The sequence below is a fragment of the Thermodesulfovibrio sp. 1176 genome, assembly GCF_029946585.1.
GTDB lineage: Bacteria > Nitrospirota > Thermodesulfovibrionia > Thermodesulfovibrionales > Thermodesulfovibrionaceae > Thermodesulfovibrio.
Genome location: NZ_JARZRZ010000002.1, coordinates 344,941 through 370,802, shown reverse-complemented (window position 1 = coordinate 370,802; position 25,862 = coordinate 344,941). Strand labels below are relative to the sequence as shown.

Here is a 25,862-nt window from a genome sequence, read left to right as displayed (position 1 = left end):
CAAAAAATTTACTTTATTGTGCAAGAAATCCTTCGGCTTTTTAATTTTTAACTGGCATTCTACTGCAAGCACTATCCCTTAAAAGGGATGAATCATCTAAATTTAAAACAGTTTTCAATGCAGTAATTGCAACTTCAATCTGGCTTTTATCAGGTTCTTTTGTGGTTATTTTCTGAAATAACAATCCAGGAGCTATGATAATTTTGCCAAATCTGGTATTTTGCCATTTTGCCGAAAGTTTTAATATTTCATAGGAAATTCCTGCAATGATGGGTAGAAGAATAATCCTGCTGAGTGCTTTCATCATAAAACTCCAAGAAGAAGGAATCATTGAAAAAAATAAAATACTGATAATAAGGACAATAAATATGAAACTTGTTCCACATCTAACATGAAATCTTGAATACTTTGATACATTTTCAATATCTAAAACTTTTTCTGTTTCAAAGGCATTGATTACCTTGTGTTCAGCTCCATGATAGGCAAAAATTCTTCCCATTTGAGGCCACAATGCGATTCCATATACATATCCTATAAAAATAATAACTCTCAAAATTCCATCTACAAAATTGAAAAGAAAGGGATTTATCTGAACTAAATTTAAAAAGTAACCAGTTAGTTTTGTAAGATAAAGAGGAAGCACAATAAAGAGGGCTATACCAATGAAAAAAGCAAGAATTAAAGATAAAGCCATACTCCAAGGATTTGATTTTTCTTCTTTAAATACAACTTTACTGCTAAAATCTATTGCTTTCAAGCCTAACCACATTGTTTGAATTAATATAAAGAATCCTCTAATTATGGGAATTTTTGTTAAAAGGCTTTGTTTTTTAAATTTTTCAGATTGAACAATAATATCACCTTCGGGATTTCTGACCGCTACTGCCCATCCCTTTGAAGATTTCATCATTACGCCTTCAATTACTGCTTGTCCACCTATTGTTGAACTGTTCATTTTTTTAAATAAAAAAGGGTTAGAAACAACCAATCTAACCCTCCAATTTATTTTCTTAATTTACTATTTCTTTCCGTATTTTTTCATGAATTTTTCTACTCTTCCCTCAGTATCAACTATTTTCTGCTTGCCTGTATAAAAGGGATGACATTTTGAGCAAATATCCACTTTAATTAAAGGTTTTGTTGAGTGAGTAATAAATGTTTCGCCACAGGCACATATTACCTTTGCTTCCTTGTATTGAGGATGGATTTTTTCTTTCATTCTTCCCTCCGTGAGAATTTTCTTAATTTTAATTTTATCCTGAAATAGTAATTTTTAGCAAGCAAAACTATTTCCCTGAAATTGCCGATAGAAAATTCAAAGAGTGATTTTTTGACTCTAAAAGTCCTCTTAAGAGGGGATTTTATCTAAAATTTTTCATCTACCTATCTTTTACATCCATTTTTTTATCCCTTGTATCCACCTGTCTATCTTCTCCTTTGCCTCATCAAAGCTCGCAAATTCATTGCGCCAGTATAAAAACAAACAATAGTAGCTTTACTTTTGAATGAACTTATGAAGAAGGAAAGAGAGATTTATTTAAGGGAAAGTATAGACAACAAAGCAAATGGATATTATGAAAGACAACTTGCCTGTTTTTTAGGGAACTTAGGTATTTCAGTCCCAAGAGACAGAAAATCAGAATTTCGTCAAGCAATATTGCCTGCAGAATGGCAGAAAGCTAATGAGAGTTTTCAGGAATTTATTCTCAATCTTGTGAGTTACTCACCAAATAAAATAAAGGCACTGCTACAGTCAATGAATCTTCCCTACTCAGCAGAACAAATAGAGGAGACAAAAGAATTACCATCAGATATGTTTGCCCTTTTTATAGATACCTATCATACTCAGATAAAAGATGAAGAAGTAAGCGGGATAGAGAAGAATAAATGGAAAAAGTCGATTCCTTTGGTTAAGTTAGCTTTATATGAATTGAAGCAGATGTTTGTGAAAAAATTCTATGGACAGACACAATTCTCTTGGCAAGTGTCACTTTTAACAATAGCAGCAGTGTAATAAGTTTTACCTGTTTATAATTATGATAAAATATTTAAATGGTCTGGTTAATTATATTTATTTCTCTTTTGATGCCTTCTATCTTATCAGCTCAAGATGAAGCTTATGTTTTTGTCATTGACGACAATCAATTACCTTTATCAGGATATAAAGTGATAGGTACCCTTCAAGAAGATACATTCTTAGGTAGTACAAAACCATTGAAAAAATGGATACACCATACTAAATCTGAATTATTTCTATTTAAAAATGGGGTTCTATTTAAAGTAAAAGATGTTCAAATTGTAGACAAGGCAAAGGGATTAGTACTTTTTGTAATTGACTTATCAGATAAAAGAAATATATTTTTTAATCTTAAGGATGTCTCAATAGAAAAAGACATAAAAATTCTAATAAAAAATAGAGAGTGGATAAATAAAAGATTTAGAAAAAGTCTGCCTGCTCTAAAAATAGAAGAAGATCCTCTATTTTTAGCAAAGCATTATGAAAGCATTGGACAAATTGAAAAGGCTACGGTTTTCTATGAAAAAACTCTTAACAATAATCCTGGCTCTAAAGAACTTATTGAAAAATTAGCACTTCTCTATTACAAAAATGGAAAATTCAGTGAAAGCAAAAATTTTATTATGAAACTTCCGCAAAATCAAGAAAATCTCAGCAGATTAATTGGAATTCTGATAATTGAAAAAAATTTTTCAGAAGCTTTAGTTTTTTTGAATAATTCTATATATAAAGATTTACCTTACTTTCATTATCTAAGAGGAATTATTTACAGCCTCATAGAGAGAAAAGATGAAGCCTATAAAGAAGTAATTGAACTATCAAAAAAAGACTCAGTATTAGCACAGTCCCTAAGAGACTTCTTACGATAAAACAAATCCCTTGACAAGAATCATTTAAATTGATAGAATTGAAACAAATAAATATTGAGGTAATTTTAAAGTTGATTAAAAAAATAATTTTTTTACCTTCTATTGCTCCCTTCCTTTTTCTTAATCTATATCTTTATTTATGTGTTACGTTTGTGCCATCTAAGATTGCTTAAATAAAAAAAAGGAGGCAAATATGTACCGAAAATTTTTGCTACTGTTAATTGTGGTATCTTTATTCTTTTTTGCCTGTGGCAGTAAGCCATCAGGTCCTAATATGAAAGAAGGTAAATGGGAAATCACTGTTAAAATTGAAACAACTGGGAATATGCCCTTTCAAATGCCACCACAGACTTTTACTCAATGTATAACAAAAGATAAAGCTATCCCTCAAAAGGCTGAAACTGATCAGGACTGCAAAATTACAAAAAGCACTATGAGTGGAGATACTGTCAACTGGACAATTGAGTGTAAAACTCCTGAAGGACCTGTTATAAGTGAAGGTACTGTTACATACAAAGGAGACCGTTTTGATGGAGTAGTAAAAATGAAACATTTTGGAATGGACATTACACAGTATATGAACGGAAAATGGATTGGAGATTGTAAATAACCAATTCTCGATGGAGGATTTTTATGAATATTGTTGAAAGAGTAAAAAATATCCTATTTAAGCCCTCTCAAACATGGGCTGAAATTAAAAATGAACAAATCAGTATTGCTGAAATTTATCTTTCCTATGTGGTAATTCTTGCTTCAATACCTGCTATTGCTCAGTTTATTGGAAGTGCTTTTATAGGTTATTCTGTAATGGGCATGCATTTCCGAATGGGAATTGGTTCTGCCTTAGGATATGCTATTGTTTCCTACATATTTTCACTCATTGGTGTTTACATTGTTGCATTGATTGCCAATGCATTAGCTTCGAGTTTTGGTTCTGAATCTAATCTCACCAATGCTTTTAAAGCTGTTGCTTTCTCTATGACTCCTATATGGGTTGCAGGTGTTCTTTACATAATTCCGCCGCTTTCTATTCTTGTTATTTTAGCTGGGTTATATGGAATTTATCTTTTTTATTTAGGACTTCCTATTTTAATGAATACTCCAAAAGAAAAGGGATTGCTCTATGTTATTGTAGTTATAGTCATTACAATTATTTTTTACATTATACTTGGTTTTATAACATCTGCACTATTCATAGCCGGACCAATGGGTCGAGGAATGATGTGATGAAATAGAAAAATCCATAAAACAGATCGGTTGAGGTTAATTGGTCAAAGATTATTAAAAAATTATAAAGAGATTGACCAATGGAATTTTTTAAAAAGTTTATCCTTTTTTTAATCTTTCTACTTATTTTTGTTTCCAATCTAACTGCAGAAACAATTGAATTAAGAATCCTTTATATAAATGATTTTCATGGTTTTGCAAATCCCTATAAGCCACTTGGTTCTGAAAAGTTACTTGGTGGGGTATCCCACCTTGCAGAAATGGTAAAAAAACTCAGAAATGAAAAGCCTTCTATATTTCTTGCAGCAGGGGATATGATTCAAGGGGATAACTGGGCAAATCTTTTTGAAGGAAAATCTGTAATTGAACTAATGAATGCTATGGAATTTGATGTAATGGTTGTTGGTAATCACGAATTTGATTTTGGGCTGGAAGTGCTAAAACAAAGGATTTTAGAAGCCCGATTTCCCATTCTTGGGGCAAATGTGGAAGGCTTAGAATTATTAAAACCATATATTATCAAAGAAATCTCGGATATAAAAATTGCCATTGTCGGTATTGTAACAGAGGATACACCTGTATCGACTCATCCAAAAAATGTAAAAGGATTAACATTTTTATCACCTGAAAAGACAGTTGAAAAATACATAAAAGAATTAAAAAGTCAAGTTAACATTATAATTGTTCTTTCCCATATCGGGCATTATGCTGATAGAAAATTAGCAGAAAAAATAAAGGGAATTAATATAATTGTAGGTGGACACTCCCATACAAAAATTGAAAAGCCTATTTTAATAAATGAGACTATCGTTGTTCAGGCTTGGGAACATGGAAAGGCATTAGGAGTGTTGGACCTTACTTTGATGGATGGCAAAATAACAAAATTTGAAGGATATCTAAAAGAAATAAGCCCAGAAAAGATTGATGCAAAAATTTCTGTAAAAGCTATTGTAGATAAATATAATGAAATGGTTGATGCTGTTCTTAGTGAAAAAATTGGTGTAGCTCAGACTGACTTCGACGGAGAAAATGTAAGGAAGAAGGAGACTAATCTCGGCAATTTCATTGCAGACATAATAAAAAAAACAGCAAAAGCTGATATAGCAATAATTAATGGCGGGGGGATAAGGGCAAGTATAAAAAAAGGTGATATAACGGTCAAAGATATTTACTCTGTCCTTCCTTTTAATAATTATATTGTGGCCATAAAACTAACAGGAAAACAGATAAAAGAAGCATTGGAGCATGGGGTTTCGGCTATTGAAAAAGGAGAGGGTAGATTCCCTCAAGTCTCTGGAATTAAGTTTAGTTATAATCGTGATAATAAGCCAGGATTTAGAATTCAAGAAGTTTTTATTGGAGAAAAACCCCTTGAACTTGATAAAGAATACTCCGTTGCAACAAATGACTTCCTTGCTGCAGGCGGAGACGGTTATAAAGTCTTTGGGGAGGCAATAAAGGCATCAAAGGATTTTGTAATCATAGGTGGGGTAATGAAAGGTGAGAAAGTTATTTATTCTGACTCAAGTAGATATCTTAGGGATGTGGTGGTTGAATACATAAAGAATGAAAAGATTATCAATTATACAACTGAAGGTAGAATAACAGAAATTAAGGATTAATGAGAATATTTGTAAACAACAAACCTGTAACCCTTTTACCAGGCATGACTGTGAAGCATGCCTTAATAAAAGCGGAATTACTTGAAGAAATTGAGGCAGGCAAAAAGGTTTACGATGAATGGGGAAATGAACTGGGTTTAGACGGAGAGTTGGCAGAAGGAGTAAAACTTTTTGTTCGAACAAAAGAAATTAATAAATTTACTAAATAAAAAAACAGTTATGAATAGCAAAAAATCATTAACAGAAATTTTTCTTAGGAGGTATAAGCCATGAAAGGATGGGTAAAAATAATATTTGTGATTGGGTTTTTGGTAATTGCATTCGACGGGGTCGCTTTTGCACAGGAGGACAGGAAGGGGTGCAAAGACCATCCCATGTTTACGAGAATGGAAAATTTTTATATTTACGAATGCAGAGTTAGTGATTATGATCAGGCTGACTTCAGAGACGAAAAAGGGAAAACGGTTAAAGTCGAAGGTAAGTATTACTATGCTCTTTTTAAAATCAAAAAAGGCGTTACTCCTCCATCAGCTTTAAAAGTAATAAGGAATTTTCAGAATGCTATTAAAAATATTGGTGGAAAAGTTATATATGAAAATATTCCATATGGCGATTATGGTTATACCTATATGACATTATTTAAGCCAGAAATGAAGAGCTGGATAATATTAGAGTTCTGGGGCGGGGATCGTTATAAATTAATAATCGTAGAAAAAGCAGAAATGGCACAAGAAGTAGTTGCAGACGCAAAGAGCATGATGAGTGATATTCAGACAAAGGGCAGTGCCTCTGTTTATGGAATCTATTTTGATTTTGACAAAGCAGATATAAAGCCTGAGTCTGAACCGACAATTAAAGAAATTGCAAAACTTCTTCAGGAAAATAAGACTTTGAAACTTTATGTGGTAGGTCATACAGACAATGTAGGGACTATTGATTATAATCTGAAACTCTCAAAGGCAAGGGCAGATGCTGTGGTTAAAGAGTTAACAACAAAGTATAAAATTTCATCAGACAGACTGAGGGCATTCGGAGTTGCCTCTTTAGCACCAGTTGCATCGAATAAGACAGAGGATGGCAGAGCAAAGAATAGAAGGGTGGAATTAGTAGAGCAGTAGTTAAAGTTTAATGATAACCCCTTTTATTTCCTCTTAATTTAGGAGAGAAAAAGGGGTATTAATAAAAGAAAAAAACATAAACAATAAGGAGGAAAGGAAATGACAAAAAAGAACATTATTTTAGTATTTTTTATTTTTATATTTCTGCTCTCAGGCAATGCCATAGCACAAGAACCTAACCTCAAAGAGGGTCTTTGGGAAATTACTACTACGATTGAAGAGCCGGGCATGCCCAAAGAGATGATGCGACAGACCTATAAACATTGCTTAACAAAAAAAGATTATATTCCATATAAAGAAGAAGATAAAGAATGCAAAGTTACAAACTTTAATGTTAAGGGGAATACAGTTACATGGACGATAAAGTGTAAGAATGCGGAAGGGACTTCCACAGGTACAGGCAGGGTAACCTATAAGGGAGATACCTTTGATGGATTGATAAAATTCAAAGACCCAGAAGGGGAGATGACCATGACTATGAAAGGAAGATGGACGGGGAAATGTCCAAAATAGAAATTTAATTGAATTTTAAGAGGTGTCAGGATGAAGAAAAAATTAATATTTATAATTACTCTTATATATTTATTAATAGCAATACCCACTATTATATTTGCATCCTGTGACCAGGCACTGAAAGATTGCACATCAGAAGTTGAAAAAGGTTATAAAGAATGTCTTGAAACTAAACACATAGTGGTAGAAATAAACTGCCATTATATTAAAGGTTATAAACCTGATTCTTGGGATTACATGAAATGTGAAAAAGATTTTATTAAGCAAGTGCAAGAAGACTGTAGAAAACGATATCAAAAAAATACAGATGCCTGTTATTCAGCATATAAAAAATGTAGAAAAGGAGATATCTTTGGAAAAATTTTGATGGAAATTTCCTGGGCAAGTGGTCAGGAAGATAATCCTATTCATAAAGGAAGCGCCTATTTTACTATTATGGGGTTTTGGAAATATAAACCTGAAGAATCAAATGAATATGTTAAAAACTATCGACCCGAAGGTTTACAGATGATGACGCGTTTTGAAGAAACAGTTAACGAAAGATACTCAGAGAAAGGATGTCCATCATTGCTTTATAATTATCATGGTGGTGGAGCCAGAGTTCTCATGGTTGACCCTAATGTGGATTATCCGAATAATCCCATGGGAAGACTTATTATCGTTGATATGCCTTCTAAACCACCAAAGGAAGCGGCAAAATTTTTGCCGAAAGAGATTAAAAAATTATATGGACCTTTTTATAAGGTAGGATTTGGACCAGGTGATGTTATTGAAATTAAGGGAATAGAAAGAGTTGGCGATAGAAAGCCAGAATGCTCTTCTTATAAGGGAGCCAAAGTTGAAATTAGTTTTGGTGAATTTTTAATATCGGACGATTTTAAATTGGGTACAATGAGCGGATCTGAATCATGGGTAAGTTGCAGGGGAGATTGGTATGTCAGAGAGCAGATAGATTTCCAGATTGCGAAAGATAAAATCACTGTATCAGAAGAGGGAAAACCTGAATACCATCCTGATAAAGCTGAAGGTAACTGTGGTCACCCTGGTACTGAAAAAATAAGAGTTAATTGGAAATTTTATTTAATAAAGTAGCGCAAATACCATGGGAGGGTTTGAGAATGAAAAGGATATGCAAAATAAGCACTTTCGTTATTATTTTATTCATTATAAACGTATCTTTTGCCTCAGAGACCTATACTCCCTTATCTGGAAAGAATGAAAAATTACATTTCTCTGTAAAATCAGATGCTCCTTTTGATGTAGTTATTAAAAGTGAGACTTCTTCTAAAGGCGAAATCAACTATATTTTTGAAAATTTCGACTACAGTAATTACTTCCAACTTGAAAAAGGAGGGACTGCAAGCTACAGGATAAATCCCACTGAAAATGTAAAGGAGATTATCATTAAACTATCTGAGGGAGCAATCTTAATTGACCATGGTGGGAAATTGGTAAAAGCTACTGAAAAACCTCAATCTTCACCATCAAAGCCTCAACCAGAACCTCTGCCAACAGGCTCTTTTACTGCAGATACAGTTTGGGATATAAAAGGGGATATTGTTAGAGGAAAACTTTATCTTAAAGACCATATATATAGGTATGATATGATTGTTAATGGAAAAAGGGATATCAAGATTGAAAGCGTGGGCACACATGTGACAACTCAACAAACTATAGAAGTAAAGAATCTGACCATAATAGTTAACAAAAAAACAGGAAAGGAAATAGCAATAGACCATGAAGAGAAGGCTTACTATGAGACTGAAGGTCTTATGTTTTCTCCACTTTATAATCCCTTTGAAGCGTTTTATATAATGAGCAGAATGTTTAGCGAACACTATAAGGTTGAAGATAGAGGAAGTGAGAATATTGGTCAGATGCCCTGCGACAAAAAAGACCTGATGTTTGGCAAAATTTTAATTCAAACTATATGGATATCAAAAAAATACCGCTTCCCTGTAAAGACAACAAATTACATCGAAGGTAAAGAGCATATGGTCTTTGAATTGAAAAACATTAAAGAAACATCGGTTCACCCAAAAATTTTTGACATTCCAAAGGGTTATAAGAAAATGAAGCTTTAGTAGATTAAAAAAGTAATTAAAAGACCTACGAGGTCATTTATTAGTAAAAAAACTTAAAAAGGAGGTATAGACAATGAAAGGATGGGTAAAAATAATATTTGTGATTTGGTTTTTGGTAATTGCATTTGACGGGGTCGCTTTTGCACAGAAGGATAAGCCGGGATGCAAAGACCATCCATTATTTACGAGGATGCCCGAGTATTATATCTTCGATTGTAAGGAAAAGGAATTTGATGTTCATGAATTTGTTGACCCAGCTACTAAGAAGAAGGTATTAGTGGAGGGTCGCTATTCTTATATATCTTATCATCTGAAAGAAGAATTTAAGGGCAAAAAGTCTATGCTCCAGGTAGCTCGTAATTATGCTAATGCTATAGCGAAGATAGGGGGCACTTTCTTTATGGAATATCCTACTGGAAGGGATAGCACATGGATGAAGTTAAAGAAGGATGATAAAGAAATATGGGCCCACATCTTTCAGGATTATTGGGAGGGATATCGCTTTTACCTTTATATTGTAGAAAAGGCTGGTATGGAACAGCAGGTAGTTGCAGATGCAAAAGCTATGCTAAGTGATATTCAGACAAAGGGCAGTGCCTCTGTCTATGGAATCTATTTTGACTTTGACAAGGCAGATATAAAGCCTGAGTCAGAACCAGCAATTAAAGAAATTGCAAAACTTCTTCAGGAAAATAGGACTTTGAAACTTTATGTGGTAGGTCATACAGACAATGTAGGGACTATTGATTATAATCTGAAACTCTCAAAGGCAAGGGCAGATGCTGTGGTTAAAGAGTTAACAACAAAGTATAAAATTTCACCAGACAGACTGAGGGCATTTGGAGTAGCCTCTTTAGCACCAGTTGCATCGAATAAGACAGAGGATGGCAGAGCAAAGAATAGAAGGGTGGAATTAGTAGAGCAGTAGTTAAAGTTTAATGATAACCCCTTTAATCCTCTCTTAATTTAAGGGAGATAAAGGGGGTTATTAGTAAAAGAAAAAAATATATAAACAAAAGGAGTATTGAAAAATATGTCCAAAAAGAGATTATACTACAGCATTATTATTATCTGTATATCAATTTTTTTATTGAAATTTATTACATATGCAGGAACTTCAACTCTCAAAAAAGAAAATAAAAAAATTCTTAATGTTAAATATTTTGATGTTTTGAAAGCTAAAATTGGTTCAGGCTCAGATAAAATAGGTGTAACAACTCCTTCCGAAGCAAATTCTGAAGGTCCAATGAGTTTTACACTGGGTAAAGATGGCAAAATATATATTCTTGATCAAATAAATTATAGGATTCAGATTTTTAAAGAAGGTAAATGGATTAAATCAATTCCTATTCCAAAAAATAATCTTCTCGATTTTAAAGATATTGAAATCACCCCAGAAAACAAAATCGTTTTATTATCTCAATTGTATAAAGAAGGGAAAGTTACATTAATGAATATTTATATTATTGATTTGGATGGCAAAATTATAAATTCAATTAAAACAAACCCCTGCACTCCTGAAATTAACATAGTTAAAGAAGGGAATTTAGCAGGTATCTGGGTTTGCTTTCAAAGAGTTGCTTTTCTTGATGGAAAAAAAACAGAGGAAATCTTTATTCCTCAAGAATCATACCTTGGCGAAAAAAGTATTTTACGAGCTGAAATATTAGGTGATATTACAGCAATTATTTATAAGGGAAAACAGGATAAAATTTCTCAAATGCAAGAAGCTACAATTTATTTTGATATGCCAATAGTTCATATTTTAGGAACATGGGAGGACAAAGAAGGAAAAATTTATTTTGGAGCATTTCTTTCTGAAAGAAATGAAAAAGGAAAATATAAATATGCCAATGAATTTGTTGTTTTATCACCAGAACTGAGTGAATTGGGCAGATTTAGAATACATGTACAAAAAGAACCACATGAAATTTGGAGATCTATCAGAGTAACTCCGGAAGGACATATTTATCAGATGTTTATTGATGGTAAATCAATTTTAGTTAGAAAATATGAAATAAGATAGCATTCTAAAAATAGAGTTTTTAATTTGACAAATAAATGATTTTTTATTTATAATTATTTTAATAATGCCAAGAATTAAATGGACACCGCAAAGGCTTGCAATTTTGAAATATCTTGATGGAAACAAAGAGCATCCATCAGCAGAAGAAATTTATTCTGCACTGTCAAAGGATTATCCAACCATGTCAATCGCTACAGTCTACAATGTTTTAGAATTTTTAAAAAGGACTGGAAGAGTTAAAGAGATTTACATTGACCCTGAAAAAAGAAGGTTTGACCCATTTATTCAAGAACATCATCATGCAATATGTATAAAATGCAAAAAAGTATTTGATATTTATCAGGATATTAAATTGCCTGACTTAACTAAATTTTTGCCTGATTTTGAAATTCTTGATACCCATCTTAAAATTCATGTTTTATGCCCTGAATGTAGAAAAAAAGAAGATTTAAAAGTTGGGTTAAAAGAATATCAATGTTCTCACTGTGGCTCAATTAGAACAGCAAAACATAAACCTCAGAAATGTCCTGCTTGTGGAAGTCGTGGAACTTTAAAAGAATACAAATCTTCTAATTGATAAATCAAAATTAATCAAAGATGGAGGTGTCTTATGATAAGCAATGAACTTATGGAAAAACTGCAAAAAGCGGTTGCAAGAGAGCTCCAAGTAAGCATTCAGTATATGTGGCAACATGTTTTGGCAAAGGGAATAAAAGCAGAAGCAGTTGGTAAACTCTTTAAAGAATTTGCTATTACTGAGATGAAACATGCCGAAAAAATAGCTGAAAGAATAGCCTATTATGGTGGTATTCCCACAACTAAACCTGATCCGATAACAATAGGTGCAAATCTTAAAGAAATGCTTGAAATTGATAAAAAAGCTGAAGAAGAAGCTGTAACAATGTATAAAGAAATAATAAAGCTTGCAGAAAAAGAAGAAGATTATGTAACAAGAAAACTTTTTGAAGAGATTCTTGAAGAAGAAGAAATGCATCTTGATAAGTTCAGTTCTTTGCTTGAGGAGTAAAGTAAATATGAAGCCTGTGGAACTTAAAAATGGAATCTATTGGGTTGGTGCTGTTGACTGGGCAATAAGAGACTTTCATGGATATGAAACTCCTCATGGTACAAGCTACAACAATTACTTAATTGATGATGAGGAACCTACTCTTCTTGATGCAGTTCATCATAATTTTGTAGATATATCAATCGAAAATATTTCAAAAATTATTGACCTCAAAAAAATCAAACATATTGTAATAAATCACATTGAAAATGATCATGCTACAGGATTAGAAAAAATTTTAGAGATGGTTCCATCTGCAAATATTTATATGACAGATAGAGGTAAAAAAGGATTAAACAGATTCCTTGACCTTTCAAAATATAAAGTCATTGTTGTCAAATCAGGAGATACCCTTAAAATCGGCAAGAGAACTCTCCAATTTATTGAAACACCAATGATGCATTGGCCAGACTCAATGTTTACCTATATTAAAGAAGACAGAGTCCTCATAAGCCAAGATGCTTTCGGTCAGCACATAGCAACAGTTGAAAGATTTGACGATGAGTTTGTAAATAACCGTTCAATGGAAGAGCTTGAAGATGCAGTAATTGATTATTATGCAAATATTCTCATGCCTTACGGAAATGTTATCAAAGGAAAAATTGAAGAGATTAAAATGCTTGGAATTGAAATTGAAATGATAGCTCCCGATCATGGTGTTATTTGGCGTTCTCACATAGATGAGATATTATACCTTTATTCAGAAATGGTTGATGCAAAAGCTAAGCTTAAAGCAGTAATAATTTACGATACAATGTGGCATAGCACAGAACAGATGGTTTTTCCTATTGCAAGAGGAATTGAAAATGAAGGAGTTCCAGTAAAAATAATTAAACTTAGAGCAACTCCAAAGTCAGTTGCAGTAAAGGAAGTATGGAAGTCAAGGGGGGTTATTGTTGGTTGTCCTACATTAAATAATGGAGTTTTCCCATCAGTTGCAGAGTTTCTAAGTTATCTTAAGGGGTTGAAGCCTAAAAACAGACTTTTTGCTGCCTTTGGTAGTTACGGGTGGTCTGGTGAAGCAGTAAAAGAAATGTATGAAACAGCAAAGGCAATGAAACTGGAAGTCTTTGAACCTGGTATTAGAGTTTTATACAAACCATCTGAGGAGGACCTGGCTAAATGCTATGAATTTGGCATAGCCTTTGGAAAGGCTTTAAAAGAATATCATGCAAAAATCTAAAAGGAGGGTTAACGATGGGAAAAACATTTAAAAATTTAATGGAAGCCTTTGCAGGCGAATCACAGGCAAACAGAAAATATCTTGCCTTTGCAAAAAAAGCAGAAGAAGAAGGTTATCCTGCAGTTGCAAAACTTTTCAAAGCTGCTGCTGAGGCAGAAACCGTTCATGCAATGAATCATTTAAAAGCAGCAAATGGAATAAAAAGCACAAAAGAAAATCTTGAAACAGCAATTGGTGGAGAAACCTATGAATATGAAAGCATGTATCCACCGATGATTAAAGACGCAGAGGCAGAAGGAGCTACACAGGCTCAAAGAAGCTTTTATTATGCCAATGAAGTTGAAAAAGTTCACGCTGAATTATTCAAAAAAGCTCTTGAAAATCTTGATAAAAAATTAGATGCAGATTATTATGTTTGTCAGGTTTGTGGTCACACAGTAGAAGGTGAGCCTCCAGATAAGTGTCCTGTTTGTGGTTCTCCAAAAAAAATGTATAAAAAAATTGATTAACTAATAAGCCCTTCCGTATGGAAGGGCTTTCCTTTAAATTATGAAAATTCTTGCCCTATTAGGCTCGCCAAGAAAAGGAAATTCAGAAATTCTTCTCAATAAAGCAATTGAACATTGTCAAAAGGAAAAACACGAAATTCATTTAATCAAAGTCTATGAATTAAATATTTCTGATTGTACAGCCTGTGATGGATGCAAAGATACAGGAAAATGTATTATTTCTGACGACATGGATAATGTTTATCCTCTCTTAAGACAGGTACATAGAATCCTGATTGCCTCTCCCATATTTTTTTTTGGAATTCCAGGCCAGTTAAAACTTCTCATTGATAGATGTCAGTGTTTCTGGTATGAAAAATATATTTTAAAAAAGCCAATTCCAGAGGAAGAATTTAAAAGAAAAGCATTGATTATGCTTGTGGGTGGGATGAAAAAAGGACAGATAGGTATTACTTGTTCAGAGGCAACTTTAAAAGCCTTTTTGAGAACAATTAATGTGAATGAACACAGCACTATTTCCTACTTAGGATATGACGAACCAGGTTCTATATTAAAAAATCCTGATTTAAACAAAGATTTAGAGTCTGCAGTAGTTCAATTATTGAAAAATGATTGAATATGTTCAATTTTTTCCGACATTAAGATGCAATAAAAATTGTAAATTCTGCTTTAACAGAGGTAATAATTCTCAAAATTTCATTAATCAGGATTTTCCTGCTGAAAAAGTAGAAGATTTTGTAAACCTATTAAAAGAAAACAAAATCTCAAACCTTGACATACTTGGTGGCGAACCTTTTCTTTATGATGCTCTTTTTAAACTAGTTAAATTAGCTATTAAAAAGAATATGGAGGTAAACATCAGCACAAATGGAATATTTTTAGAAAAAATTGAAAAACTTATAAAACTTTGTAAAAATCCAAAACTTCATATTGGTGTATCAATCAATGATGAGGTAAATCCAAAACTTCTTAAGCTAATAAATAAAAACAAACTATGGATTAAAAGTGTAATAACAGAAAATCAACTGCCCGATGAGAAAATTCTCAATTTCACATCAAAGATGGGTATTGATTATTATTTAATTTACATGGATGCCTTAACAGAAAGGGATTTAGAAATATCAATGCCTTTTTATGAATTTATAGAATTAATTAAAAAACTGCAAATCCTATATCCCAATATAAAACCTGTTTACTGTAATGGATTTATTGGAGGTGGACAGAAATACCGCTGTCCTGCAGGAACAGAAAAGATAACTGTGATGCCAGATGGAAAAGTTTATCCCTGCTATCTTTTGTCAGGATTTAAAGATTACTGCTTGGGTAATATCTTTGAAAATTCCTTACAGGAGATTATTTCCTCAGAAAAACTTAACATTTTCAAAAAATTTTTTGCTAATATATGCAATAATAAAATATGCAAATTAAAAAAAATATGTAGTGGAGGATGCGTGGCTCACGGTATTATCCATTATGGAAATCTGAAAAAAGCAGACCCAAGGTGTGAGAAAAAGGTGTTTAATTAAATATTTAAATCCAAGAAAGGAGTAATAAAAAATGATAAAAAAATTACAAGAAGGAGGGATAAAGATGGCAGAGATGTTAAGGGTTAAAAACCTACACGTTTCAGTAGAAGGACGGAAAGTGCTTGAGGATATCAACTTTTCCATAGACTACGGTGAAATAGCAGTCCTCTTTGGTCCAAATGGTGCGGGAAAAACAACTCTTATTATGACATTGATGGGCTTCCCAAAGTATAAAATTGAAAAGGGTAAAATTATTTTTAAAGGTGTTGACATCACTCACATGGATGTATCAGAGAGAGCAAAACTTGGAATGGGAATATCCTTTCAAAGACCACCTGTAGTAAGAGGAGTAAGTCTTAGGAAACTTCTTAAAATAGTTGGCAATGGTAAAACAGATGAAGAACTCCTACATTATGCTGAAAAACTTAATCTTACAAATCATTTGGACAGAGACGTTAATGATGGTTTTTCAGGTGGCGAGGTTAAAAGAGCAGAACTGTTGCAACTTCTTATGCAGAAACCCGAACTTGTATTTATTGATGAACCAGAAAGTGGTGTTGATCTTGAAAACATCGTATTAATTGGTGAGATAACAAATCATCTACTTGGAAGAGACCAGAGAGTAAAAGATGTTAAAAGAAGCGCAATTGTAATAACCCATACAGGTTATATCCTTGATTACATCAATGCAGACAAAGGATACATTCTCTATAATGGTAAGCTTATGTGTAAAGGTAACCCACGAGACATACTCTCTGAAATAAAGAAAAATGGATATAGGAGGTGTGCAACATGCCAGTAAGCAAAAAATATATAGAGGAGATTAAAAATAAAGCCAGAAAAGCTTTAGATAAACCTGCAATTTATGGAGAAGATATAGATTTAAAAAAATTTCAAAAACATATTGAAAGAGGAAAAATTGAAAGCCTTGAACTTTTGCCTGAACTTGCAAAAGAGGCTGCATTGATGGCAGGAGTAGATGTGGAAGAAAAAGAACGCATAGGTTCCTATTTACAGATGGACCATTCAGTTGTTTATAAAAGATTAAACAAGCTTTATGAAGGAAAAGTAGAATTGATGAGCACAAATGAAGCTGTTGAAGCCTATGATTGGCTTGAAGAATACTTCTGGAGAATTGTTCAACCTGACACTGACAAATACACTGCTCAGGTAGCATTAAATCCAACTCATGGATATTTTATAAGAATACTGCCTGGACAGAAGCTTGACTATCCCCTTCAGACATGTTTAATGATTGCTGAAGGTTATATAAGTCAGAATGTTCATAATATTGTAATTGTTGAAGAGGGAGCTGAACTTCACATAATTACTGGTTGCACTTTATCAAAGACTGACGCAACAGGAATACATCTTGGAATATCTGAATTTTATATTAAAAAAGGGGGGAAGCTTTTTTTTACAATGATACACAACTGGGCTGAAAACTTCTATGTAAGACCCCGTACAGCAGTAGTTGTTGAAGAAGATGGAGTTTATGTAAATAATTATGCATTGCTTAAACCCGTAAAATCAATACAATCATTCCCTACAGTTTACTTAAAAGGTGACAGAGCTTCAGCAAGATTTAATACTGTAATTTACGGACTTAAAGACTCTTATATTGATTTGGGATCAAAAATTATTTTTGAAGGAAAGGATACCAAGGGAGAGTCCCTTGCAAGAACAATTTCTGACCATAAAAGTGTAATTTACTCTCGTGGAGACCTCATTGCAAAAACAGATGAATACTGTATGGGTAGGCTCGACTGCCGCGGAATAATATTTTCGAAAAATTCTGCTATTTATGCTATTCCCCAACTGATTTCTTATGGAGCAAATAAGGCAGATCTCTCCCATGAAGCCTCAATCGGACCAATTTCTGAAGAACAAGTTGAATACCTTATGTCAAGAGGAATGACAAAAGATGAGGCAACAAGTCTTATTACAAGCGGATTTTTAAATCTGGACATACCCTTTTTACCAGAAATGATAGATAAACACATAAAAGAAGTAATTGAGATGACATCTAAAGAATCAATGTAGATTTTTAAAGGGACAGGAGAATGCATCAGACTTTCCTGTCCCCTATTAAATGACTTCCATCACAACTCAAAGAATTATTTAATTCAGGGAAACCTTCCCTGCAGGAAGAAAAACTTAAACCAAGCTCATCACATCTTTGACGGATTTTTAATATCAATCTTTTTCTTAAATATTCTGGTAAATACCATGAATTTGAAATCTTTAAGCCTTCTTTAAAATATAAATTTTCGAATTTCTCGGCTATTTCAGGAAAGACCCTTGAAAATCTTTTCCAACTGTCCCATCTTGGTTTAAAAGTACTTGCTATAATGTGCTTTACTCCCCTTTCCTTAGCTAATATCAAAATTTTATCAATCTCTATGTCATTAATCCCTAAAATTATGGGATCAAGCCTTAAACCAGTTTTTATGCCTTCATGAGATAATTTTTCAAGAGTATTTAATCTGAGGAATGGAGAAGGTGCATAGGGTTCAAGTTCTTGATAACATTTCAAAGAAGTTATTGTTAAAGTAACAGCTGATTTCATTTCTTTAAGTAAGTCAATATCTCTTAAAACAATATCGCTTTTTGTAATTATTAAAACTCTCATTTCAAATTCTCTAAAAATTTTTAAACACTCTCTTGTAATTTTAAGTTCCTTTTCTATAGGAGGATAAGGGTCAGATGTATTGGACAATGAAATAAGAGAATCTTTTGGGATTTTTTTAATCTGTCTTTTTAAATCTTCAAGAAGGTTAGGCTTTGTCCTGCAATTAAAAAAATTTTTTATATAGGAGGAAGCATAACAATAAATACATCCATGAGCACATCCTGTATAGGGATTAAGTGAATACTTTGAAGGACAACTGCATAATTTACTTTTCCATGGATCAAAAAAGCGAAGATACATACTTTATTATGCTATAATTTTTGAATATGAAAGAACAAAAACATATAAAATCTATGTTCGATAAAATCGTAGCAAGATATGACTTCCTCAATCATTTTCTTTCCTTTGGACAGGATATTTTCTGGAGAAAAAAAATGGCAGAAGAGGCTGTTTTAAACCAAAATGAAATTATTTTAGACCTTGCTACAGGTACAGCAGACTCTGCAATTGCCTTAATAAAAAAAGGAGCAAAAGTAATTGGTGTTGATATAAGCTTTGAAATGTTAAAAACAGGGGTTTTAAAAATAAAAAATCAAATTACCAACTCCGCACTTTTTTATCCAATCAATGCCTCAGGATATCAAATTCCTCTTAGAGATAATTCTGTTGACGCTGTAACATGTGCTTTCGGAATAAGAAATATGTATGAGACAAAAAAGGTTTTAATGGAAATTTACCGAGTAATAAAAAAAAATGGTAGAGTTGTTGTTCTTGAATTTTCTTTACCAAAAAATGTGCTTCAAAAACCCTATCTGTTTTATTTAAAAAAAATTATACCTTTTATTGCATCAGTTTTTTCAGTAAAATCAGCCTATGAATATCTGGGAACATCAATTGAAGCCTTTTACAAACCCCACGATTTTACTAATTTGCTTATTGATTGCGGATTTAAAAATATAAAAGCCATACCATTAAGTTTCGGCTGTGTCTATTTGTATATAGGTATAAAGTAGTTTTATCTGAAAGAATAAAAAAACAAAGCTATAAAATTGTTGAAAAAACTGAGAAATTTTTACATAATAAATAACACTTATTTAATTTTGTTTTGGAGGAAAAAGATATGCTTATTGTTCAAAAATATGGAGGCACTTCTGTTGCAAATATTGAAAGAATAAAGGCTGTTGCAGAAAGAGTTTCAAAAACTGTAAAAGAAGGACATAAAGTTGTTGTAGTTGTCTCTGCCATGGCTGGTGAAACGGATAAATTAATTAATTTAGCCCATGAAGTTTGCCCAAATCCTGCAGAAAGAGAAATGGATCTTTTGCTTTCATCTGGAGAAAGAGTTACCTCTGCATTAACTGCAATGGCTTTACAAACATTAGGACACAAAGCAATTGCTCTAACAGGAAGACAAATGGGAATTATAACAGATGCAGTACATACAAAGGCAAAAATTGAAAAAATTATAGCTACCAGAGCAGTTAAAGCTCTGGAGCAGGGATATATTGTTGTTGTTGCAGGTTTTCAAGGGATTACAGAAGATGAAGATGTTACAACCCTTGGCAGAGGGGGTTCTGATTTAACCGCAGTTGCAATTGCCGCAGCTTTAAATGCTGATTTATGCGAGATATATACTGATGTTGATGGTGTTTTTACAGCAGATCCCAATATTGTTCCTGAAGCAAAAAAACTTGATAAAATCTCCTATGAAGAAATGCTCGAACTTGCCTCATTGGGTGCTAAAGTTTTACAAACTCGTTCTGTAGAGTTTGCAATGAAATATAATGTTCCTGTAATTGTGAGGTCAAGTTTTAACTATAATCCTGGAACTTTAGTTACAAAGGAGGATAAAGAGATGGAAAAAGTAGTAGTATCAGGAATTGCCCATGATAAAAATCAAGCAAAAATAACAATTGTTAAGGTTCCTGACAAACCAGGTATTGCAGCCAAACTTTTCAGAACAATTGCTGATTCAAACATTATCGTAGATATGATTGTTCAAAATATAAGCAGTGATGGCAAAGCAACAGATATTTCTTTCACTGTTCCTAAGACCGATGCCAAAAAAGCTCTTGATATTACAGAAAAATTATGCAAAGAATTGGGAGCTGAAAAAGTCTTATTAAATGAAGGGATTGCTAAAGTGTCAATTGTAGGAGTTGGAATGAGAACCCACTCTGGAGTTGCTGCTCAAATGTTTGAAGCTCTTGCAAATCACGGAATAAATATCATGGCAATAAGTACATCGGAAATAAAAATATCCTGTCTAATTGATGCAAAATATACAGAGCTTGCAGTAAGAGTATTGCATGATACCTTTAAATTAGGAGAACAATAATGGAGATACCTTCTCCTAAAGGTTTTCTTTTTTCTACTGCAAAGGCGGGTATTAAATATCCAGATAGAGAGGATTTAGCTTTAGTTTTCTCAAAAAAGCCTGCCCATGTTGCAGGAGCTTTTACAACTAATCAGATAAAGGCTGCTCCTGTAAAAATTTGCATGAGAAGAGTCAAAGGAGGCTTTGCTCAAGCCCTTGTATTAAATAGTGGAAATGCCAATGCCTGTACTGGTAAAAGAGGAATTGAAGATGCTATTAAAATCACTGAAACATTAGCTGAAAAACTCAACATAAACAGCGAACATATTTTGCCTCTTTCAACAGGTGTAATTGGAATGCCGATGCCAATGGAAAAAATCATTCCTGCCCTTGATAGTCTAATAAAAAATCTTGGTAAAGTAGAACCAATCAATGTTGCCCAAGCAATTATGACAACAGATACTTTTCCAAAAATAACCTTTCGGCAAATGGAAGCCTCAGGTAAGATTATTACAATTCTTGGTTTGTGTAAAGGCGCAGGAATGATAGCACCAAATATGGCAACTATGCTTTGTGTTATCCTTACAGATGCATTTATTGAACCTTCTGTTGTCAAAAATTGTCTAAGAGAAGTTGTATCTGACAGTTTTAATTCTATTAGTGTAGATGGAGACATGTCTACAAATGATACTGTAATATTACTTGCTAATGGAGAAGTTCAGAATGAAAAAATTGAAAAAAAATCTACTGTATTTAAAAAATTCAGAGAAAATTTAAATGAATTATGTGTTGAACTTGCTGAAATGATTGTAAAAGATGGTGAAGGTGCAACAAAATTTATAAAAATTCATATTTTAGGAGCAAAAACAGCCACTGATGCTAAAAGAGTAGCAAAAACTGTTGCTAATTCCCTTTTAGTCAAAACAGCCTTTTATGGAGAAGACCCTAACTGGGGAAGAATTATTGCTGCAATAGGATACTCTGGTGTACCAGTGAAAGAAGATTTAATCGAAATTTATATAAACAAAATCTGTCTTTTTAAAAACGGAATGCCTACAATGAAGGAAGAAGAACTCAAAGAGTCCCTCAAGCAAAAAGAAATAGATGTTTTAATCAATTTAAATTTGGGAAAATCAAAGGCTAAAATTTTAACTACCGATTTGACTGAAGATTATGTTCGTATTAATTCAGCCTACAGAACATAACTTGAGCTAAATCTCTTTCTTCAGTTAACATAGATATATGAAGGAAGGAATATTTCTTGAGGAAAAACAAGAAATATCCATTGACAAACCAAACCTTTATAGAGTATATCTTTTAAATGACGATTACACAACAATGGATTTTGTAGTTTATGTTTTAATGAAAATTTTTGATAAAACTCAATTAGAAGCTACAGCCATAATGTTACATGTCCATAGACATGGAAAAGGATTAGCTGGAATTTATATAAAGGAAATTGCTGAAACAAAAGTAGCTCAAGTAGAACAACTTGCAAGAAAAAACGGTTTCCCATTAAAATGCATTATAGAGAAAGATGATAAATAAAGATTTACAGATAATTATAACAGCCACTGTTGAGGACGCTATTGAAAGAGGGCACCAATACCTTACTGTAGAGCATCTTGCTTATGCTATTTTACATGATGAATATGGCGCAGAAATTATAAGAAACTGTGGGGGTAATCCAGAAAAAATTAAACTCAGTCTTGAGACCTTTCTTGAAGAAAATATTCCTAAAAAAAAGGGGAAAGGACAGGCTCATCCAACAGTTGCCTTTCAAAGAGTTATGGAAAGAACCTTGAATCATATTAAATCTGCTGAAAAAAAAGAAGCAGATGCAGGTGATTTTTTAGCATCAATTTTTCTTGAAGAAGATACATATGTTGTATCTCTTTTTAAATCCTACGGTATTTCAAGAATTGACATTCTTAATTACATATCCCACGGTATTCCAAAAACAGATTTTGATGAAACTATAACAAAGGAAGAAAAGAAATCTGATCCTCTTAAAACATTTACCATTGAACTTACCGAAAAGGCAAAAAGAGGTGAAATTGATCCAATAGTTGGAAGACATAATGAACTTGAGAGAGTAGTGCAGGTATTAAGCCGAAGAAGAAAAAACAATGTAGTTTTAGTTGGAGAACCAGGAGTTGGCAAAACTGCTATTGTTGAAGGGTTAGCATTAAAAATCGCAAAAGGTGAAATTCCCGCTCATTTAAGAAATTTCAAAATATTTTCCCTTGATATGGGTTCTCTTCTTGCCGGCACAAAATACAGAGGTGACTTTGAAGCAAGAATGAAAGCTCTTATAAACTCACTTTATAAAATAAAAGACTGTATTTTGTTTATAGATGAAATTCATACTATAGTGGGCGCAGGGTCTGCAAGTGGAAGCACCGTGGATGCATCAAACTTACTTAAACCTGTTCTTATTGAGGGAAAAATTAGATGTATTGGAGCAACAACCTATGAAGAATACAGAAACTACTTTGAAAAAGATAAAGCTTTATCCAGAAGATTTCAAAAAATAGACATAACTGAGCCAACAGAAGAAGAGACTTACGAAATTCTAAAAGGTTTAAAATCTTATTATGAAGAATATCATGGTGTCCAGTACACAGATGAGGCATTAAAATCTGCTGTCTATTTATCTGCAAAATATATAAACGAGAGGTTTTTACCAGACAAAGCAATAGATGTAATAGATGAAGCTGGTGCTATTGTAAGACTTTATCATAAAATTCCGATAGTAGATGAAAAAGTTATAGAACAAACAATATCAAAAATAGCTCGAATTCCCTCTCAGGAAATTACATCTTCCGATGTTGACAGACTTAAAAATCTTGAAAAAGAACTTAAATCGCAAATTTTTGGTCAGGATGAAGCAATAGAGTCAGTTGTAAAAGTTATCAAACTTGCAAAAGCTGGCTTAAAAGAAAGTTTCAAACCTATCGGATGTTTTCTTTTTACAGGACCAACAGGTGTTGGAAAAACCGAACTTGCAAAACAACTTGCTCAAAAATTAGGAATTCCTCTTTTGAGATATGACATGAGTGAATATATGGAAAAACATTCTGTTTCAAAATTAATTGGAGCACCTCCTGGTTATATAGGTTTTGAACAGGGGGGACTTCTTACAGAACAAATAAGAAAAAATCCACATTGTGTTTTGCTTCTCGATGAAATAGAAAAAGCCCATGAAGATATCTTTAACATTCTTCTTCAGGTTATGGATTACGGAACATTGACTGACAATACAGGAAGAAAAGCTGATTTAAGAAATGTAATTATAATAATGACATCAAACCTTGGTGCAAGAGAAATGGAAAAATCTGTAGTAGGCTTTGGTGATAGAACCAAAGATCAGATAAATAAAAGCAAAGAAGCAATTGAAAGACTATTTAGCCCAGAATTTCGAAATCGTTTAGATGCTATTGTAACATTTAATCCTTTGCCTCAATCAGTTGTTTTAAAAATAGTTGAAAAATTTATCAAAGAACTTAATGAACAACTTTCTTCTAAAAATATAGAAGTAAAAATAACTCAAGAAGCAAAAATATGGCTTGCTCAAAAAGGATTTGATTCAAAATTTGGGGCAAGACCCCTACAAAGACTTATTCAAAAGGAGATTAAAGCACCCCTCGTAGAAGAAATTCTCTTTGGAAAACTTAAAGACGGGGGTAAATTAACTGTTGACATTAAAGATGATAACATTTATTTCGTAATAGATGACAGTATTTCTATTGCATGATACTCCTTTTTTCCCTGATCCTGAATTAGCAGATCCCAATGGTTTACTTGCAATAGGAGGTGACTTAAGTACTGAAAGACTTCTTACTGCCTATAAAATGGGGATATTCCCTTGGTATAATGAACCTCCAATTATGTGGTGGTCTCCACCAAAAAGACCTGTAATATTCCCAAGACTTTTCAATCTTTCACGAAGCCTTTATCAAACTCTCAAAAAAAATCTTTATAATGTAACCTTTGATAAAGATTTTTTAGGAGTAATACATGGATGTGCTAATGCTCCGAGAAAAGATTCCTTAGGAACATGGATAAACAAAGAAATAATTGATGCCTACTACAATTTACATCAATTGGGTTTTGCTCATTCTGTTGAAGTTTGGTACAATGGAAAATTAATAGGCGGTTTATATGGATTATCAATTGGCAAAGCTTTTTTCGGAGAATCCATGTTTACATTAATGAAGGATGCATCAAAGGTTGCTCTTGCATGTCTTGTTGAATTTCTTATAAAAGAAAATTTCTATTTCATTGATTGCCAAATTACAAATGAACATCTCTTAAAAATAGGCGCTGTTGAAATCCCTCGAAGTGTTTTTCTTAAAATGCTCGATGAAGCAATTAATAAAAATTCTATAATAAAAAAATGGGTTCCCCATAATAAAGCGACTTCTAATACTGCCTTTTTTTTAAGGGAAAAACTTATACTGAGGAGAAAATATAAGTGAAATTAATATTTTTTGACATCGATGGCACATTAATAAGTGCAGGTGGAGCTGGCACTCGCTCTTTAAATAAAGCCTTCGAAGAGGTCTTAGGAATAAAAGAAGCTTTCAAAAACTTTGAAATGGCAGGAAAAACAGATATTCAAATTATCAAAGAAGGGCTTAATCTTTTAAAGATTAAGCCTTCAAATAGATTAATCAATCAAATTATTGAAAGTTATATTAATAACTTAAAGAGGGAAATAAATAACAATTCAAAACATTTAAAACCAGGAGTTAAAAACTTTCTTGAGCTTCTATATAATGACTTTGAATATCCCCTTGGACTTCTTACAGGGAACGTGGAATTAGGAGCAAGAATAAAGCTTGAACCCTTTGGTTTAAACTCCTTTTTTTTATTTGGTGCCTTTGGAAGTGATCACGAAGACAGAAACTTTTTGCTTCCGATAGGAATTCAAAAATTTATTAATAAATTTAATCTTTATGTTGATTTTCATCAATGTATAGTTATAGGAGATACACCAAGAGATGTTAAATGTGCAAAAATTTATGGAGCTAAAGTTATTGCTGTAGCTACAGGACCTTATAGTATAGAAGATTTAAAAAATACTGATGCAGATGTTGTAGTTGAAAACCTTACTGAAGTCAATAAAATACTACCTTTACTTAGTTAAA

30 protein-coding genes are annotated in these 25,862 nt (G+C 32.7%); 27 read left to right on the top strand and 3 right to left on the bottom strand.

The features are described from left to right. Positions 1-40 precede the first annotated feature (40 nt). Together QI155_RS05800 and rpmE are read right to left on the bottom strand one after the other, a co-directional pair. The gene (locus tag QI155_RS05800; RefSeq protein WP_254045423.1) at positions 41-988 is read right to left on the bottom strand and encodes a DUF1385 domain-containing protein; all 948 of its coding nucleotides are present in this window, start codon (positions 986-988) and stop codon (positions 41-43) included. Between the two features lie 30 nt (positions 989-1,018). Then, entirely contained in the window at positions 1,019-1,219 is a 201-nt protein-coding gene (gene rpmE / locus QI155_RS05795) for a 50S ribosomal protein L31 (protein ID WP_068858609.1), read from the bottom strand. Between the two features lie 282 nt (positions 1,220-1,501). Here rpmE and QI155_RS05790 point away from each other — a divergent pair, with 282 nt between their 5' ends. From QI155_RS05790 to QI155_RS05695, 20 genes are all read left to right on the top strand, one after another. Next, positions 1,502-2,014, top strand: coding sequence for a transposase (locus QI155_RS05790; RefSeq protein WP_256364116.1), 513 nt, complete (start codon positions 1,502-1,504; stop codon positions 2,012-2,014). A 38-nt stretch (positions 2,015-2,052) separates the two neighbouring features. Continuing rightward, a complete protein-coding gene (locus QI155_RS05785; RefSeq protein WP_068858613.1) occupies positions 2,053-2,886 on the top strand; it encodes a hypothetical protein in 834 nt (277 codons plus the stop codon). Positions 2,887-3,079: 193 nt separating this feature from the next. Beyond that, positions 3,080-3,496: a DUF3617 family protein gene (locus QI155_RS05780; RefSeq protein ID WP_083200008.1), complete on the top strand. Its 417-nt coding sequence runs from the start codon at positions 3,080-3,082 to the stop codon at positions 3,494-3,496. A gap of 23 nt (positions 3,497-3,519) precedes the next feature. Next, on the top strand, positions 3,520-4,113 hold the full coding sequence (locus QI155_RS05775) for a Yip1 family protein (RefSeq protein WP_068858618.1): 594 nt from the start codon (positions 3,520-3,522) through the stop codon (positions 4,111-4,113). A gap of 80 nt (positions 4,114-4,193) precedes the next feature. Then, positions 4,194-5,735, top strand: coding sequence for a 5'-nucleotidase C-terminal domain-containing protein (locus QI155_RS05770; protein ID WP_068858620.1), 1,542 nt, complete (start codon positions 4,194-4,196; stop codon positions 5,733-5,735). Beyond that, complete coding sequence (locus QI155_RS05765; RefSeq protein WP_068858623.1) at positions 5,735-5,944, top strand: hypothetical protein; 210 nt, start codon at positions 5,735-5,737, stop codon at positions 5,942-5,944. The genes QI155_RS05770 and QI155_RS05765 overlap by 1 nt, the downstream gene beginning before the upstream one ends. A gap of 60 nt (positions 5,945-6,004) precedes the next feature. Beyond that, positions 6,005-6,853, top strand: coding sequence for an OmpA family protein (locus QI155_RS05760; RefSeq protein WP_068858625.1), 849 nt, complete (start codon positions 6,005-6,007; stop codon positions 6,851-6,853). Positions 6,854-6,952: 99 nt separating this feature from the next. Continuing rightward, on the top strand, positions 6,953-7,366 hold the full coding sequence (locus QI155_RS05755; RefSeq protein ID WP_068858627.1) for a DUF3617 domain-containing protein: 414 nt from the start codon (positions 6,953-6,955) through the stop codon (positions 7,364-7,366). 30 nt (positions 7,367-7,396) lie between these two features. Beyond that, a complete protein-coding gene (locus QI155_RS05750) occupies positions 7,397-8,458 on the top strand; it encodes a hypothetical protein (RefSeq protein WP_281321264.1) in 1,062 nt (353 codons plus the stop codon). A 26-nt stretch (positions 8,459-8,484) separates the two neighbouring features. Next, complete coding sequence (locus QI155_RS05745; RefSeq protein WP_281321263.1) at positions 8,485-9,450, top strand: hypothetical protein; 966 nt, start codon at positions 8,485-8,487, stop codon at positions 9,448-9,450. Between the two features lie 73 nt (positions 9,451-9,523). Further along, a complete protein-coding gene (locus QI155_RS05740) occupies positions 9,524-10,378 on the top strand; it encodes an OmpA family protein (protein ID WP_281321262.1) in 855 nt (284 codons plus the stop codon). Between the two features lie 105 nt (positions 10,379-10,483). Next, on the top strand, positions 10,484-11,476 hold the full coding sequence (locus QI155_RS05735; protein WP_068858635.1) for a hypothetical protein: 993 nt from the start codon (positions 10,484-10,486) through the stop codon (positions 11,474-11,476). Between the two features lie 64 nt (positions 11,477-11,540). Beyond that, a complete protein-coding gene (locus QI155_RS05730) occupies positions 11,541-12,053 on the top strand; it encodes a transcriptional repressor (RefSeq protein ID WP_068858637.1) in 513 nt (170 codons plus the stop codon). Between the two features lie 33 nt (positions 12,054-12,086). After that, positions 12,087-12,503, top strand: a complete 417-nt coding sequence (locus QI155_RS05725) for a ferritin-like domain-containing protein (protein WP_068858639.1) — start codon at positions 12,087-12,089, stop codon at positions 12,501-12,503. 7 nt (positions 12,504-12,510) lie between these two features. After that, the gene (locus tag QI155_RS05720) at positions 12,511-13,725 is read left to right on the top strand and encodes an FprA family A-type flavoprotein (protein ID WP_281321261.1); all 1,215 of its coding nucleotides are present in this window, start codon (positions 12,511-12,513) and stop codon (positions 13,723-13,725) included. Positions 13,726-13,739: 14 nt separating this feature from the next. Further along, the gene (locus tag QI155_RS05715; protein WP_068858643.1) at positions 13,740-14,234 is read left to right on the top strand and encodes a rubrerythrin family protein; all 495 of its coding nucleotides are present in this window, start codon (positions 13,740-13,742) and stop codon (positions 14,232-14,234) included. Between the two features lie 40 nt (positions 14,235-14,274). Next, complete coding sequence (locus QI155_RS05710) at positions 14,275-14,850, top strand: flavodoxin family protein (RefSeq protein ID WP_068858645.1); 576 nt, start codon at positions 14,275-14,277, stop codon at positions 14,848-14,850. Further along, a complete protein-coding gene (locus tag QI155_RS05705; protein WP_281321260.1) occupies positions 14,843-15,760 on the top strand; it encodes a radical SAM/SPASM domain-containing protein in 918 nt (305 codons plus the stop codon). The genes QI155_RS05710 and QI155_RS05705 overlap by 8 nt, the downstream gene beginning before the upstream one ends. A gap of 73 nt (positions 15,761-15,833) precedes the next feature. Continuing rightward, positions 15,834-16,562 carry an ABC transporter ATP-binding protein gene (locus tag QI155_RS05700; protein ID WP_348650830.1) on the top strand — a complete coding sequence of 243 codons (729 nt, stop codon included), beginning with the start codon at positions 15,834-15,836 and terminating at the stop codon, positions 16,560-16,562. Then, positions 16,553-17,803, top strand: a complete 1,251-nt coding sequence (locus QI155_RS05695; protein WP_281321258.1) for a SufD family Fe-S cluster assembly protein — start codon at positions 16,553-16,555, stop codon at positions 17,801-17,803. The genes QI155_RS05700 and QI155_RS05695 overlap by 10 nt, the downstream gene beginning before the upstream one ends. Before the next feature lie 25 nt (positions 17,804-17,828). Here QI155_RS05695 and QI155_RS05690 read toward each other — a convergent pair whose 3' ends face one another. Beyond that, complete coding sequence (locus QI155_RS05690) at positions 17,829-18,692, bottom strand: radical SAM protein (RefSeq protein WP_281321257.1); 864 nt, start codon at positions 18,690-18,692, stop codon at positions 17,829-17,831. A 26-nt stretch (positions 18,693-18,718) separates the two neighbouring features. Here QI155_RS05690 and QI155_RS05685 point away from each other — a divergent pair, with 26 nt between their 5' ends. The 7 genes from QI155_RS05685 (at position 18,719) to QI155_RS05655 (ending at position 25,861) form a co-directional block, all read left to right on the top strand. Continuing rightward, entirely contained in the window at positions 18,719-19,405 is a 687-nt protein-coding gene (locus QI155_RS05685; protein WP_281321256.1) for a ubiquinone/menaquinone biosynthesis methyltransferase, read from the top strand. 107 nt (positions 19,406-19,512) lie between these two features. Beyond that, entirely contained in the window at positions 19,513-20,730 is a 1,218-nt protein-coding gene (locus QI155_RS05680) for an aspartate kinase (protein WP_068858653.1), read from the top strand. After that, positions 20,730-21,914 (top strand): bifunctional glutamate N-acetyltransferase/amino-acid acetyltransferase ArgJ, encoded by a 1,185-nt coding sequence (argJ, locus tag QI155_RS05675; RefSeq protein ID WP_068858661.1) that lies wholly within the window; start codon positions 20,730-20,732, stop codon positions 21,912-21,914. The genes QI155_RS05680 and argJ overlap by 1 nt, the downstream gene beginning before the upstream one ends. A gap of 37 nt (positions 21,915-21,951) precedes the next feature. Next, positions 21,952-22,257 (top strand): ATP-dependent Clp protease adapter ClpS, encoded by a 306-nt coding sequence (clpS, locus tag QI155_RS05670; RefSeq protein ID WP_068858662.1) that lies wholly within the window; start codon positions 21,952-21,954, stop codon positions 22,255-22,257. Beyond that, the gene (clpA, locus tag QI155_RS05665; RefSeq protein WP_068858663.1) at positions 22,247-24,466 is read left to right on the top strand and encodes an ATP-dependent Clp protease ATP-binding subunit ClpA; all 2,220 of its coding nucleotides are present in this window, start codon (positions 22,247-22,249) and stop codon (positions 24,464-24,466) included. Before clpS ends, clpA begins: the two co-directional genes overlap by 11 nt. Beyond that, positions 24,444-25,190, top strand: coding sequence for a leucyl/phenylalanyl-tRNA--protein transferase (gene aat, locus QI155_RS05660; RefSeq protein ID WP_281321255.1), 747 nt, complete (start codon positions 24,444-24,446; stop codon positions 25,188-25,190). The genes clpA and aat overlap by 23 nt, the downstream gene beginning before the upstream one ends. Further along, positions 25,187-25,861: an HAD family hydrolase gene (locus QI155_RS05655; protein WP_281321254.1), complete on the top strand. Its 675-nt coding sequence runs from the start codon at positions 25,187-25,189 to the stop codon at positions 25,859-25,861. Before aat ends, QI155_RS05655 begins: the two co-directional genes overlap by 4 nt. Position 25,862: the final 1 nt, after the last annotated feature.

Excerpts from the sequence above, each read along its gene's own strand:
- clpS (WP_068858662.1), top strand. The coding sequence starts at position 21,952 with ATGAAGGAAGGAATATTTCTTGAGGAAAAACAAGAAATATCCATTGAC.
- QI155_RS05765 (WP_068858623.1), top strand. The coding sequence starts at position 5,735 with ATGAGAATATTTGTAAACAACAAACCTGTAACCCTTTTACCAGGCATG.
- QI155_RS05785 (WP_068858613.1), top strand. The coding sequence starts at position 2,053 with ATGGTCTGGTTAATTATATTTATTTCTCTTTTGATGCCTTCTATCTTA.
- QI155_RS05710 (WP_068858645.1), top strand. The coding sequence starts at position 14,275 with ATGAAAATTCTTGCCCTATTAGGCTCGCCAAGAAAAGGAAATTCAGAA.
- rpmE (WP_068858609.1), bottom strand. The coding sequence starts at position 1,219 with ATGAAAGAAAAAATCCATCCTCAATACAAGGAAGCAAAGGTAATATGT.
- QI155_RS05735 (WP_068858635.1), top strand. The coding sequence starts at position 10,484 with ATGTCCAAAAAGAGATTATACTACAGCATTATTATTATCTGTATATCA.
- QI155_RS05690 (WP_281321257.1), bottom strand. The coding sequence starts at position 18,692 with ATGTATCTTCGCTTTTTTGATCCATGGAAAAGTAAATTATGCAGTTGT.
- QI155_RS05730 (WP_068858637.1), top strand. The coding sequence starts at position 11,541 with ATGCCAAGAATTAAATGGACACCGCAAAGGCTTGCAATTTTGAAATAT.
- QI155_RS05740 (WP_281321262.1), top strand. The coding sequence starts at position 9,524 with ATGAAAGGATGGGTAAAAATAATATTTGTGATTTGGTTTTTGGTAATT.
- aat (WP_281321255.1), top strand. The coding sequence starts at position 24,444 with ATGACAGTATTTCTATTGCATGATACTCCTTTTTTCCCTGATCCTGAA.
- QI155_RS05780 (WP_083200008.1), top strand. The coding sequence starts at position 3,080 with ATGTACCGAAAATTTTTGCTACTGTTAATTGTGGTATCTTTATTCTTT.
- QI155_RS05685 (WP_281321256.1), top strand. The coding sequence starts at position 18,719 with ATGAAAGAACAAAAACATATAAAATCTATGTTCGATAAAATCGTAGCA.
- QI155_RS05745 (WP_281321263.1), top strand. The coding sequence starts at position 8,485 with ATGAAAAGGATATGCAAAATAAGCACTTTCGTTATTATTTTATTCATT.
- QI155_RS05770 (WP_068858620.1), top strand. The coding sequence starts at position 4,194 with ATGGAATTTTTTAAAAAGTTTATCCTTTTTTTAATCTTTCTACTTATT.
- QI155_RS05700 (WP_348650830.1), top strand. The coding sequence starts at position 15,834 with ATGTTAAGGGTTAAAAACCTACACGTTTCAGTAGAAGGACGGAAAGTG.
- QI155_RS05775 (WP_068858618.1), top strand. The coding sequence starts at position 3,520 with ATGAATATTGTTGAAAGAGTAAAAAATATCCTATTTAAGCCCTCTCAA.
- QI155_RS05720 (WP_281321261.1), top strand. The coding sequence starts at position 12,511 with ATGAAGCCTGTGGAACTTAAAAATGGAATCTATTGGGTTGGTGCTGTT.
- QI155_RS05760 (WP_068858625.1), top strand. The coding sequence starts at position 6,005 with ATGAAAGGATGGGTAAAAATAATATTTGTGATTGGGTTTTTGGTAATT.
- QI155_RS05725 (WP_068858639.1), top strand. The coding sequence starts at position 12,087 with ATGATAAGCAATGAACTTATGGAAAAACTGCAAAAAGCGGTTGCAAGA.
- QI155_RS05705 (WP_281321260.1), top strand. The coding sequence starts at position 14,843 with ATGATTGAATATGTTCAATTTTTTCCGACATTAAGATGCAATAAAAAT.
- QI155_RS05755 (WP_068858627.1), top strand. The coding sequence starts at position 6,953 with ATGACAAAAAAGAACATTATTTTAGTATTTTTTATTTTTATATTTCTG.
- QI155_RS05680 (WP_068858653.1), top strand. The coding sequence starts at position 19,513 with ATGCTTATTGTTCAAAAATATGGAGGCACTTCTGTTGCAAATATTGAA.
- QI155_RS05695 (WP_281321258.1), top strand. The coding sequence starts at position 16,553 with ATGCCAGTAAGCAAAAAATATATAGAGGAGATTAAAAATAAAGCCAGA.
- argJ (WP_068858661.1), top strand. The coding sequence starts at position 20,730 with ATGGAGATACCTTCTCCTAAAGGTTTTCTTTTTTCTACTGCAAAGGCG.
- clpA (WP_068858663.1), top strand. The coding sequence starts at position 22,247 with ATGATAAATAAAGATTTACAGATAATTATAACAGCCACTGTTGAGGAC.
- QI155_RS05750 (WP_281321264.1), top strand. The coding sequence starts at position 7,397 with ATGAAGAAAAAATTAATATTTATAATTACTCTTATATATTTATTAATA.
- QI155_RS05715 (WP_068858643.1), top strand. The coding sequence starts at position 13,740 with ATGGGAAAAACATTTAAAAATTTAATGGAAGCCTTTGCAGGCGAATCA.